This is a genomic window from Vibrio sp. A11, from assembly GCF_013048705.1.
GTDB lineage: Bacteria > Pseudomonadota > Gammaproteobacteria > Enterobacterales > Vibrionaceae > Vibrio > Vibrio metschnikovii.
The window spans coordinates 26304-39111 of the sequence record NZ_VHSI01000004.1 but is presented as its reverse complement, the minus strand read 5'-3'; the positions used below and the strand labels follow the sequence as shown (position 1 = coordinate 39111).

At 45.4% G+C, this 12808-nt stretch carries 13 protein-coding genes; all 13 read right to left on the bottom strand.

All coding sequences use genetic code 11. From position 1 onward, the window contains the following. Positions 1–22 precede the first annotated feature (22 nt). Complete coding sequence (gene fliO, locus FKQ60_RS05705) at positions 23–400, bottom strand: flagellar biosynthetic protein FliO (RefSeq protein ID WP_040904140.1); 378 nt, start codon at positions 398–400, stop codon at positions 23–25. A 3-nt stretch (positions 401–403) separates the two neighbouring features. Continuing rightward, positions 404–814: a flagellar motor switch protein FliN gene (fliN, locus tag FKQ60_RS05700; protein ID WP_004394768.1), complete on the bottom strand. Its 411-nt coding sequence runs from the start codon at positions 812–814 to the stop codon at positions 404–406. Between the two features lie 21 nt (positions 815–835). Next, positions 836–1885, bottom strand: coding sequence for a flagellar motor switch protein FliM (gene fliM / locus FKQ60_RS05695; protein WP_040904139.1), 1050 nt, complete (start codon positions 1883–1885; stop codon positions 836–838). 8 nt (positions 1886–1893) lie between these two features. Beyond that, positions 1894–2391 (bottom strand): flagellar basal body-associated protein FliL, encoded by a 498-nt coding sequence (gene fliL / locus FKQ60_RS05690; protein ID WP_115152657.1) that lies wholly within the window; start codon positions 2389–2391, stop codon positions 1894–1896. Between the two features lie 36 nt (positions 2392–2427). After that, positions 2428–4182 carry a flagellar hook-length control protein FliK gene (locus tag FKQ60_RS05685; protein ID WP_004394765.1) on the bottom strand — a complete coding sequence of 585 codons (1755 nt, stop codon included), beginning with the start codon at positions 4180–4182 and terminating at the stop codon, positions 2428–2430. A 215-nt stretch (positions 4183–4397) separates the two neighbouring features. Continuing rightward, positions 4398–4844, bottom strand: coding sequence for a flagellar export protein FliJ (fliJ, locus tag FKQ60_RS05680; RefSeq protein WP_004394764.1), 447 nt, complete (start codon positions 4842–4844; stop codon positions 4398–4400). Between the two features lie 7 nt (positions 4845–4851). Next, complete coding sequence (gene fliI, locus FKQ60_RS05675; protein ID WP_004394763.1) at positions 4852–6174, bottom strand: flagellar protein export ATPase FliI; 1323 nt, start codon at positions 6172–6174, stop codon at positions 4852–4854. Next, the gene (gene fliH / locus FKQ60_RS05670) at positions 6174–6977 is read right to left on the bottom strand and encodes a flagellar assembly protein FliH (RefSeq protein WP_004394762.1); all 804 of its coding nucleotides are present in this window, start codon (positions 6975–6977) and stop codon (positions 6174–6176) included. The genes fliI and fliH overlap by 1 nt, the downstream gene beginning before the upstream one ends. An 85-nt stretch (positions 6978–7062) precedes the next feature. Continuing rightward, positions 7063–8106 (bottom strand): flagellar motor switch protein FliG, encoded by a 1044-nt coding sequence (gene fliG / locus FKQ60_RS05665; protein WP_115152658.1) that lies wholly within the window; start codon positions 8104–8106, stop codon positions 7063–7065. Next, positions 8099–9841, bottom strand: a complete 1743-nt coding sequence (gene fliF / locus FKQ60_RS05660; RefSeq protein WP_040904138.1) for a flagellar basal-body MS-ring/collar protein FliF — start codon at positions 9839–9841, stop codon at positions 8099–8101. The genes fliG and fliF overlap by 8 nt, the downstream gene beginning before the upstream one ends. Before the next feature lie 16 nt (positions 9842–9857). Beyond that, positions 9858–10169, bottom strand: a complete 312-nt coding sequence (gene fliE / locus FKQ60_RS05655) for a flagellar hook-basal body complex protein FliE (RefSeq protein WP_040904136.1) — start codon at positions 10167–10169, stop codon at positions 9858–9860. A 75-nt stretch (positions 10170–10244) separates the two neighbouring features. Further along, on the bottom strand, positions 10245–11654 hold the full coding sequence (locus FKQ60_RS05650; protein ID WP_004394758.1) for a sigma-54 dependent transcriptional regulator: 1410 nt from the start codon (positions 11652–11654) through the stop codon (positions 10245–10247). Between the two features lie 2 nt (positions 11655–11656). After that, positions 11657–12709 carry an ATP-binding protein gene (locus FKQ60_RS05645; protein ID WP_004394757.1) on the bottom strand — a complete coding sequence of 351 codons (1053 nt, stop codon included), beginning with the start codon at positions 12707–12709 and terminating at the stop codon, positions 11657–11659. Between the last annotated feature and the right edge of the window lie 99 nt (positions 12710–12808).

Here is a 12808-nt window from a genome sequence, read left to right as displayed (position 1 = left end):
GGTGAGTCGGTGATATTGGCGATTATTTGTCATGTTTTTTTAGCAGCTGCGTCAATTGATGAGCAAAAGGCGTTGGATCTTGCGCCTCCTGAGTTAATGGTGAGTCTAATTTAGCAATCAATTGGATCGAATGACTGGTCACCCCAATCAAAAACTGCTCCTCCCCTGCTTGGACTATCATGATTCGTTCTTTGGTCCCAACAGGAAGCTGGCGAATGATCTGAAATCCTTTTTGCTGACCAAAAACCGGGACTTTCATCCGTTTAAGTAACCAAGCTAGAAACAGAATAAAACCCAGGACGAATAAAAGCGACCCTAAGGTGGTCGCTATATCCAACGAACTGCTGGGAGCGGCAAAAGCTGGGCAACTGAGCAAGGCTAGCCCTAAGATTTTTTTCATCCGCTATCTCAGCTTCTTAATCCGTTCTGTTTGACTAATAACATCCGTGAGACGGATACCGAACTTATCATTGACGACAACGACTTCACCATGAGCAATTAAGGTTCCATTGACCATAACATCAAGTGATTCTCCGGCAATTCTATCCAATTCCACGACTGAACCTTGGTTTAATTGCAACAAGTTACGAATACTAATTTTAGATCGGCCCACTTCCATCGAAATGGTCACCGGAATATCCATGATAGTATCTAACTTGCGCCGCTCATCTTCAGTGATCGGCGGTGAAGTATCTTTTAATTCATCCAATGGGGCTGCTAATATTTCATCGACATCAACATCAGGAGCATTTGGATCTTCGCCCAATGCTGCCGCCCATTCATCTGCCAATTTTTGATCATCTGATTTTGACATCTTTGCTACCTATTCTTACGCTTAAGATTGTTCTTCATCGGCTAATTCGTCATTTTCTAATTCAGCAATGATATCTTTACCTAAAAAGGCCAAATCGGTTTTCATTGCTTCAGGACGTTTGATTTTTTGCGAAATTTGCACCGCGAGTTTGTCACCTGAGCGTCCCATTTTAACGCGATAAGTGGGTAGCTCTTCGACAAACATAATGGCATGTTCTGGCATTTTTATCGGGATAATATCGCCAACCTGCAAATCCATTAGATCTCGCAGCGCGATGTCTTGCTCTAATAAATTGACTCGAAAATTAATCGGCACGTCCATAATTTCGTCGCGTAGTGCTGAGCTCCAGCGAACATCGGTTTCCATTTTATCCGATTGAACCCCTGCATCGAGCAATTCTCGAATCGGTTCAACCATCGAATAAGGCATGACCATATGGAAATCACCGCCTCCACCATCCACTTCAATATGGAATGAACAGACAACGATTACCTCGGTTGGACTGACGATGTTCGCCATACTCGGATTCACTTCCGAGTCTAAATATTCAAACTCGACCCCCATTACTGGTGACCATGCTTCTTTATAATCGGCAAAAACGATTTTCAACAATAATTGGATAACTCGTCGTTCGGTTGGTGTAAATTCTCGACCTTCAATTCGCGCATGATAGCGGCCATCACCACCAAAAAAGTTTTCAACCAGAATAAATACCAGTCGCGCTTCCATTGTCACCAGCGCTGTCCCCTTTAATGGACGAAAACGCACCATGTTAAGACTGGTCGGAACGTATAGTGTATTTTGGTATTCACCAAACTTCATCATCTGTACGCCGTTAATCGAAACTTCGGCGGTTTTACGCAGCATATTAAACAGACTAATCCTCATATGCCGTGCAAAGCGTTCATTAATCAGCTCAAGCGTCGGCATTCGTCCACGAACGATACGATCTTGTGACGAAAAATCAAATGAAGAGGCAGTCGACGAATCTAACTCTTCTTCTTCGTCATCCACTCCATCAACGCCATGAAGGAGCGCATCAATTTCGTCTTGGCTTAGTAAATCGGTCACGGACTCACCTACTGCATTACAAAATCGGTAAATAAAACACGTTCAATAACGGGTTCTCCCACCACTTGTGTCATGGCGGCTTTAATATCTTCGGTGGCTTTATCTCGTAATTCAACCCGCCCCGATGGAGTACGCAGTTGTTCAACCGTCGCTGAAGCAAACGTCGCCAATAAGGTACTTTCTACTAACGGGGAGTGAAAACGAGCTAGGTTTTCGTTATTAGTACCACGAACCATCAGTTGGACTTTAACTTGGACCATACGTCCCCGAGTATCACCACTGACATTAAACACAAACGGCTGAGCAATGTTAACGTAAGAAACTGGAGCAACGCTAGGTGCCGCTCGGCGATTCGCTGTATCGGCACTTTGCTGATCACTGCCAGATCCCATTAAAAAGAACGCTGCACCGCCGCCACCTAACAGCAAAACCGCCGCCGCAACGATAATGATCAGCAGTTTCTTTTTACTCTTCGGTGCATCTTGTGAATTTTCATCAGCAGCCATAACATCCTCTACGTGGTTTTGTTTATTTTTATTAGTTTAAGCGTAATAACTGATTCCATCACGCTTTGTTGTCACATTCAAATCAAGTTTGACGTTAGCATCAATGTTTTCATCGCCTAATAGCGTATCATCGTCACTTAAATGACCAGACTGGCCTCGCTCAGCAGCATAACCTTGTTGCTGACCCGAGCTCTGCTGTTGCACTGATGTATCCGCCAATTGTACACCTTGTTGGGCTAACATTTCCCTTAAACGAGGCATCGCGCCCTCTAAAGCATCTCGTGCTTGAGCATTGGTTACCGTAAATTGAATACTAGCTCCATCAGCGTGCATATTCATACGAATATGCAATCGGCCTAACTCTGGCGGATCCAACCTGATATCAATATTTTTTAAATTCTTCGACATCATCATTTGGATCCGCTCAGCCATCTCATCCGCAACCAATCCTTTATTGAGCATCAAAGGCAGTGGTTGAGCTTGAATCGGCGTCGCTTCATGACGCAATGGTGTCGAACTACTTACCCCAGACTGGGTCGCGGTTGCCGCTATTTGTTGAGCTAATGAGGTATCATCGCTATCACTCGCCGAACGCGTTTTTCCTGCTGCTCCGGCAAGCAACATTGAACTCGCTAAGGCGGCGTTAGCCGCTTGAGTATTTACTAAATCTGGCTGAGCCATCGCTTGACCAGCCGCTCGATTAACGGCCGTTGTACTACTCATCTCAGCATCCAGTGAAGTAGCGTTGCTCATCGCTGTACTAACAGGAGCAGCTATTGTTTGAGATGCTCCAACAGGAGAAGCAGCGGCGGACTGTGTCGCCAATGCCGCAGAGACCCCGACCGCAACCGCTTTTTTGGTACGTTGCCCATCTTGAAGCTCTATATGACCTTCAACTTTAGAGAGATCTCCATCAATTGATCCAGAAGAAGATTGACTATGTGGGTTCGCCGAGAAATGGGTGGCTTGAGTAACCAAGCTCGGATCGATATCAAGTTCATCGGTTAATAAAGTGGGTTGACTATCGATTGGAAGATGAATATCGGTCGTTAACGCTGTATTACTGATAGCGTCTCGCTCCGTCAATTCTGGATGAGCAACCATTGACGCGAGATCAGTCTCAAGTTCAGTGACCCGATGAGATACGACTGTGTTGTTCCGCTCATTCTCACCATCATCGCCATATTGATGACGAGTGCTATTGTCTAAAGTGCTCGCGCCATACATCACCTGAGTTTGTATTGGTGATGTCCAGTCATCTGAGTGCGAGTATTGGTCAGCAACAACCGGCACTGCTATCTCAGCATCGTCATGCTTAGCGGAGAGACTATGAGGCAAAGGCTTGCCGTTATGCCCAGTGAGCACCTGATTAGCCTGCTGTAAACGTACCAGCAAGTCATCGCCTTCATTCATCACTTGCGTGCTTTTATTCTCCAGGAGCGGTTCAGATTGAGGTTCAGCGATTGCACGTGTGAGGCCAACATCGACAGCGGCGTCAAATGAAGCCGTGTGCTCAGAATCAGACTCGGCGAAAGTCTGTCGTTCATCAGAGGGTTCTGATGCTGAAAGTTCAGAGCTAGTTTCATCACTCGATACCACCGTCGCTATCGAAGCCTCATTGTGCTTAGCCGTTTGAGTATCACTTTTGGCGCTAAACAGCAGTGCGGTTAACTTATCGAGAAAACTGCTTGGCTCAGCGCTTGCTGAATCTTGACCACTTTGCCCAACGGAGCCTTTTGCCAGATTGGCAATAGAAGTGTTATCGACAGAAGAAGTTGAATTAATATTCATAGGCACATCGCTCGCATTGATACTGAATCATAAAGCCACGCGCGATAGTTATCGTGTGTAGCATGAGATGATCGGATTCTGTGCCTAAATAAATGCAAAAACTACGCCACAATAAGATCTATTTATTGGAATGGATAAAGTATTGGAACGGATAACATTTAGAAGCACCAAGCACCAGTATCGCGGTCGGACAAAGAACAATCTGAACGGGATAATTACTTAGGAATATTCCGTTGACGATTAAAATTGAGCGTCGAAAATTCATCCATTTGCTTTTGTTCTCTTCGCTCTTGAATGCGCCGTTGCTCCGTGCGTTTTTTGTCAATTAACCATTCGTATGAACGACGTTGCTGCCGAATATGTAACCAATGTTGCTGACTATTCTCAACTTGCTGCTTAAAATGATTTTCTGCGCCACGTTGTTTAGCTAGGGTTTCATCAAGCTGAGTAAGAAATCGGTTTAAATGACCATATTGACTGGCGGACAATCCCGCTTGACCCCGCTCGACAAGCTGTTGGCAATATTCAAGTCGATACTGCTCAATTTGCTTTAATTGTTGATAGTAACCTTCAAGCTCATTACGAGCCTTACTCAATACCATTATTGCTTGGCTTTCTTTCTCTTTGGCTTGGTCTAATAAAAATTCCAACGCATTGTCCATAGCAAGACTACTCCATGCTCAAGACATTTTTTAACATACCAACGCACATCTCATAAGGTACCGACTCTTTCATTTCTTGTTGAAGGTACTGATCCAACCTTGGTTTGAGAGTAAATGCACTATCAATCGCTTTATCGGTGCCAGGTTTATAGGCGCCAATTGAGACTAAGTCTTGGTTTTTACGACAAATCGATAAGATTTGTCGTACCGCTCGAGACATCAACATGTGCTCATCTGTGGTGATTTGTGGCATTACCCGACTGACGGATTTTTCAACATCAATCGCGGGATAATGACCAGCGTCTGCCATTTCTCTTGAGAGAACAATATGGCCGTCCAGAATGGCGCGCGACGCATCAGCTATCGGATCTTGTAAATCATCCCCTTCGGTCAACACCGTAAAAAAGGCGGTGATCGAGCCTTGGTTCGGACCACCATTGCCCGCTCGTTCAACCAATGCGGGTAATTTAGCAAACACCGAAGGTGGATAACCTTTAGTCGCTGGCGGCTCTCCCACCGATAGTGCGATCTCCCGTTGCGCTTGAGCAAAACGAGTTAATGAGTCCATCAATAAGAGTACATCGAGCCCTTGATCGCGAAAATATTCCGCGATAGCCAATGCCGTTTGGCAACCTTTCAAACGCATCAGTGGCGAGGAATCTGCGGGCGCTGCGACTACAACCGCGCGTTGACGGCCATCCACGCCAAGTATTTCTTCGATAAACTCTTTTACTTCTCGGCCACGTTCACCAATTAGTCCCACCACGACCACTTGCGCAGTCGTGCCACGAGTCATCATCCCTAAGGTAACCGATTTACCGACACCAGAGCCTGCAAAAAGACCGATACGTTGGCCTTTACCAACCGTCAGTAACCCATTAATGGCTTTGATTCCAACGTCTAATGGTTCGGTGATCGGTTTACGCAATAAAGGGTTTATCGGTTGAGCATTAAACGTGGCCTGTTGATCGGTGTAAATCGGTCCAAGTCCATCCAAAGGATTGCCGACACCATCAATCACTCGACCCAGTAGCTCCATCCCTACCGCTAATCCTGCCTCTTCGGTCAGTGGGGTTACTTTGGCTCCCGGCAAGATACCGTTGACTTGCTCACTGGGCATCAGAAACAGACTGTCACCAGAAAACCCAACCACTTCCGCTTCCATTTCACCAGACATGGTGTCGACTTTACATAAACTACCAATTGGTGCTCGGCACCCCGTTGCTTCTAACGTCAGTCCAACGACGCGTACCAGCTTGCCTGACGCGACAGGTCTGGTTGTTAAGCCTTGTGTTTTGTACTGTGCTAATCGTTCGGCCAGTGACAACATTACTCTTGTCCTACTTGGTGGCGATTTGTGCCACAAAAGCGTTGTAATACGCTACGAATACGTTCTTCCATACGGTAACTCACACTCGACTCACCGGCTTCGATTTGTACATCACCGCGATTTAAGGCAGGCTCACTACTGAGTGTCCATTGACGTGAATTTAACTCCGCTTCACCATAAGCATTTTTAACCAATTCATAATCTTCAGGATGGAGTTTTAAATGAATGGCATGTCCAGTAACAGGGAGCGCTTCGACTGACTCTTTCACCGTATCTAAAATCACTTGTGGATTGGTTTGAACTTCCACATGCACCACTTCTTTGACTAAAGTCAGTACCATATCCACAAGCTGCTTTTCAACTTGTGCATTCATTAATTGTAATGGTTGAGCAAATTGATCGGCCAACTCAATCAAAACATTCACCTGCTCTTGAATGGCTTGTTGCCCCGCTTCAAGCCCTTCTGTTTTACCCGTTTGTAATCCTTCTTGGTGGCCAACCTCAAAACCACCTTGTTTACCCAGTTCAAATCCTTGTTGATACCCTTCTGCTTTGCCCTGCTCGATGCCTTCTTGATAAGCGGAACGTTTGATTAACTCAATTTCTTCATCCGTTAAGGTTTGTGGTAGCTCAGGTTCAGGATCATCAAAGCTTGGCATCCAAGCGGGATCATAATTCATTGCCGTTTCTTTGGCTTTCTTACCCAGCTCTGCGCCATAATCTGGTAATCCCCATTTTTTGGGTGGCTCAACATTCTCATCCGAGCCTAAACGGATAAAACCCCGTTTTCTTTGTCCAGTCATGAAACATCCTATCGCGAACTAAAAAGGCCGCTAGTTCATTAAGAAAGACATCGAGAGCACAAGGTAACAAACCACCGTCTCTCGATTACAAGAATTCGTCTGCGCCACCAGACAACATCAACTCGCCACTGTCTGCCATCTTACGAGCAATCGCCAAGATTTCTTTTTGAGCCGATTCGACATCCGACACTTTAATCGGTGCCATCGCTTCCAAGTCATCTTTCATCAGTTCAGCGGCACGCTTAGACATGTTCTTAAAGATTTTATCTCGTAGCGCTTCATCGGCACCTTTGAGCGCTTTCAACAACACATCCTGTGGTACATCTCGAAGTAGTTTTTGGATACCTTGGTCATCCACTTCGACCAAGTTTTCAAACACGAACATCAGGTCTTCAATCTGGGTAGCGAGATCTTCATCTTGCTCACGCATCTGCTCCATAGCGATGCTTTCAATGCTATTATCTAGATAGTTCATAATATCCGCAGCCGCTTTCAAACCACCAATTTTCGCCGCTTGAGCACCTGCTTGTCCCGCAAACTGTTTCTCCATGATCTCGTTCAACTCAGCCAGTGCTGAAGGTTGAACTTCCTCAAGATTAGCGATACGCATTAATAATTGAAGCCTATCTCGCTCAGAAAATTGCGCGAGAATTTCTGCTGATTGGTCTGGCTCAAGGTAGGAGAGAACAATGGTTTGAATTTGTGGGTGTTCATTAACAATGATCGTCGCCACTTGTCTAGGATCCATCCATTTCAGCGAATCTAACCCTTTCGAACCGGTCCCTAGGAGAATTTGGTCGACTAAGTTATTCGCTTTATCCTCACCTAATGCGGCAATAAGTGCATTACGCATAAAGTCTTCACTGCCCATACCAATGTTGGTATATTTTTGAATATCTTCTAAAAATGCACGATGGACGGCACTGACTTTATCTTGACTGAGATCTTTTGCTTTTGCCATCGCACTGCCCACTCGCTGCACTTGCTTGGGTTCTAAGTGACGAATAATCCCAGCCGCATCATCTTCATTGAGGCTCAGTAATAAAATGGCCGCGCGCTCTTCACCAGGAATCGTTGAAATATCAATCCCTTCTTCAGCACCGTCTTTTTTGACTATATCGTTAGGCATTTTGCATCCAATTCTTCACTACTTGAGCCGCAAGTTCAGGCTCGTTAGCCACTAGAGCACGTACCGCTTTGAGTACATCCTCATCCTTATGTAGGTTAGGTAAATCTATTCCTGAGCCAAACTCGAAGAGATCGCCCCCTTCAATATCGCTGCCAATTAAGCTGGTTTCACCATCAGCTCCTATCGGTAAACCATCAGGTCCATATAATTGATCGTCATCATCAACCACTGGATTAAGTAGTTTCTTCATCGCGGGGCGCACCAAGACCAGAACAATCACAATGATCACTAGCGCACTGGCTAACCAACGTACCCAATCGTTAAAGTGTGGGTTTTCCCAAATAGGAATATCAATCAATGGATCAGTTTCTGGTTCAGCAAACTGCATACTGAGTACTTTAAGTAAATCACCACGATTTTCATTAAACCCAACCGTACCTATCAATAAGGTACGAATTGCATTGATTTCACTCTCGCTTAATGCTTGATAAGTCACCTGTCCTGTTTCAGGATTAACTACAGCGCGATTTTTAATTGCCACCGCCACCGTCTGACGATTAATCACCCCTGTTTGACGCCGCTCATGGCTGATCGTGGTGTCGAGTTCAAAGTTGCGTGTCGCTTCACGATGAACAGAACCTCGCCCCAAAATAGAGCCATCTTTCATTTGGGCGATATCTTGTGGGATAGAAGCATCGGCGGGGGGTTGATTGCTCAATGCGCCAGGAATTCCGGCCACAACATTACCGTTATTATAGTCTTCTAAGGTATATTCGCTGCGCGTAGCTGGAGTATTTGGGTCAAAAACTTTACGGGTTTGCTCAATCGCACTGAAGTCCAATTCAATATCAACTTGGGCCGTGTAATTGCCTAAGCCTAAAATTGGGATCAAGACTGAATCAATTTTATTGCGTAAATTTTCTTCTTGACGGCGCTCAAGCTCTTGCTCTTTGCGACGAGCCGTGGCGATTGGATCTTGTGAACCTGAGCTGAGTAAGCGTCCGTGTTGGTCAGTGACCGTCACTCGAGTCGGACGCATACCGGGTACCGCACTGGCAACCATATCAACAATAGAATCAACCTCTTCTTGCTTCAAGTTCATTCCTGTACGTAAGGTTAATGATACCGAGGCAGAAGCTTCTTGGTTATGGCGCACAAAGACGCTTTGTTGTGGTAAGGCAAGTAAGACTCGAGCGCGGTTGACTTGACGCATCTCTTCAATCGCTTTAGCTAATTGCCGCTCGCGACTGAGTTTTAGTCTTTCTTGTTCAAGACGCTGAGATACGCCAAAGCCCATATCTTGTAATAAAATATCATCCCCAGCATGACGAGTTTGATGCAACCCAGAACGAACCATATTGAGTCGAATACTATTGAAATCTTTGCTGGGTACTAAAATCGTATTGCCGTCTAATCGATAGTTCTGTTTTTGCTGATCGAGATAATCCAAAACGGGGATCAACTCTTCAGTTTCAAAAGCACCCAGCGGACGCATTTCCGGCTCTTTGACCCAGAAAAACAACATCACGATTAATGAGACGCAAATAGAGATAGATAGGACAAGTACAATTTGTCGCAAGAGATCTAAATCGCCCATGGCAAAATCAAGCTTAGAAGTACTTTTTTCTTCTAAATCGGGATTTTGTAAGCCATCATCTAAGCTCATCGAGGTAGAAAGCGCCTGCTCTCCACCAGAAGATATTGCCAGATCGGTTGTTTGTTTATCTTCGGCCACAGTTTACATCCTATGGTTATACTGGCATGTTCATCAGCTCTTTGTACGCATCAACGAGCTTATTACGTACCTGAATAGTCGCTTCAAACGCCACACTCGATTTATTACGAGCAATCATCACATCAGACAAAGAGATACCTTCATCTCCGCGATCAAAGCGTGTCTGTAGGTTACTCGATGACTGCTGTAATCCATTAACAGTATTGATGGCTTGAGTCAGCATTTGGCTAAAATCAGCGCCAACTTTTTGTCCAGTTGCCGCCGGACGAGCATTCGCTGCTTCCGCCATCATTGCTTGCATCTCACTGTTTAAGCCATCTAATCTCATAACCACCTCTAAATGCCAATTCTTTGACTCTCTCATCCATATTGAGTAAATGAGCAATTAATATGCCACGTCAAATTAACCTGGAATATCGATCCCTGCATCACGCATTTTCGCTAATTTATAGCGTAACGTTCGCGGGCTAATGCCTAATTTTTCCGCCATCTCTTTACGCCGACCGTGACACTCAACTAACGTCTCCATAATAATGGTAAACTCTTGATCACGTAGCTCATCACCTAATCCGACGGGACTCGCTGGAGTGTGGTTGATCGGCGAACTTTGCGCAACAGGCTTAATCTGGGGGCACGAGACTTCTTCTTGCTCAACCAACTGCTGTAAACCTGACGCATCTTGCCAATCAAGTCCCTCAAGTAATATATGTTGCTGAGTAATGTCCGCCTGTTCACTTAAAATTAACGCACGCTGAATCACATTATCAAGCTCACGGACATTACCAGGCCATGTGTATTGATGAAGCTTTTCCATGGCTGCGGGAGAAATGCTGGGAACCGGTAAACCGAGTTTTTTGCAATGGCGCTCCACGAGGTGTGTCGCTAATGGCGCAATATCTCCTTTTCGCTCACACAATGCAGGCCATGTGATCGGAAACACATTCAATCGATAGTATAAATCTTCGCGAAATTTGTTTTCTTTAACGTAAGCTTTTAAATCTCGGTTGCTGGTCGCAAGAACTCGTACATCAAGTTGAATACTTTTCCGACTGCCCAGCCGCTCAACCTCTCGCTCTTGGAGGACCCTAAGCAATTTAGCCTGTAGATTTAAATCCATCTCACTGATTTCATCCAATAAGATGGTGCCACCTTGAGCTTGTTCGAATTTACCTGGGCAGGCTTGCACCGCCCCCGTAAAAGCTCCCTTTTCATAACCAAAGAGTGTCGCTTCTAACATGTTGTCTGGGATAGCAGCACAATTAATGGCAATAAATGGTCCATCTTTACGGGGTGAAGCGTTATGAATATAACGTGACATAATCTCTTTACCAGAACCACTTGGGCCAAGAACCATCACGTTGGCGTCGGTTCTCGCCACTTTTTCCGCTAGCGCTAACAGCTTCAAGCTTTTCTCATCCGCCACCACCGCATCACCGTCATCATCGGATTTTACTGGTGCATAACGGCTGATCATATTAAGCAGTACTTCGGGCGCAAAAGGCTTCGCCATATAGTCGATGGCCCCCTCTTTCATCGCCGCCACGGCATCTTCGATATTGGCATAAGCGGTCATTAATAGCACCGGAACATTTGGCCAATGCTGTTTAATATTGCGAAGTAGCGCTAACCCGCCCATTCCGGCCATCTGTACGTCAGAGACGACGATATCGACTGGATGTGTTTTAAGTTTGATAAGTGCATCTTCAGCGCTGTCAGCTTCTAACCACTCATATCCGGCTAAGGCCAGTGTATCCACTAAGGCTTCACGGAGCCCTTCATCATCTTCAACGATTAAGACTTTACTTTGCGCCATGATCATTCTCCGTTATCTGATTGAGGTGAGGGCGATTGACGTTCGATGGGAAGGCACAGAGTAAAACAGGCTCCTTCACCAGGCTGCGACAATAACTCTAATCGCCCATCATGGGCACGACAGACCATTTGGACTACCGCCAGCCCAAGCCCTGTTCCTTGTGAACGCGTCGTAAAAAAAGGCTCCATTATTTTATGATGCAGCTCTGGTGCGATACCGGGACCGTTGTCTTGAACGGATATTTTTAATTCACCGTTGACGGCACGAAAGAAAACATCAATTTGCGCCCCTTTACCAATGATCTGAATAGCATTCATCACTAAATTACTGATCGCCGAAGCCAATGCGTTAGCATTCCCTAACAATACGGTATCGTCTTGCTCAACCTGTAGATCATAATCGATTTGATTGTTTTTTAATGCCGTTTCAATCATAGGTGAGAACTCTGCCACCAATTCAGCCACAGAAAAAGGCTGGATGACTCGGTTATCGCCGCCCTTAGCAAACAGCAACATATCGTTCACTTGCTTTTCTAGGTCGTGTAATCGATCAACCAATTTAGATTGAAATCGTTCACGGGTTGCAGTCGGTAAATTCGCCGCGGCTAAGTTAGAAGCATAGAGCATCGCGCTCGATAATGGCGTTCGAACTTGATGGGCTAACGATGCCACCATCCGCCCCAAAGACGATAAGCGCTGTAAATCACCGATCCGTGATTGTAAGAGGCGAGTTTCGGTTAAATCGGTTATTAGGATAAGTTGGCCCGTTGTTGAAGCAGAAATGGCTAAGCGAACTTTTCGGCCATTACGTAATGAGATTTCATGTCCATCATCCTCACGAGGTGCGAAAGCGACTTGAATCACGCTGTACCATTTTTCACCGACTAACGGAACTTGCAATAGCCGTTGCGCTTCAGGATTCGCTTCACGAACGATCCCTTGAGTATCCAGTAATATCACGCCAGCAGGCATTACATCGAGCACTTGTTTATAACGCTCAACTTGATCTTCCAATGAGTCTAAGTGCGACTGTTGTTTGTGTACGGGATCATTCATCGTCGAAAATTTGCCTTAATATACAACAATAGTCTGAAATGCAAAATGCAAGCCAGACTATTATTCAATAATTTCAATGCGTTAACGACAGTCAATATA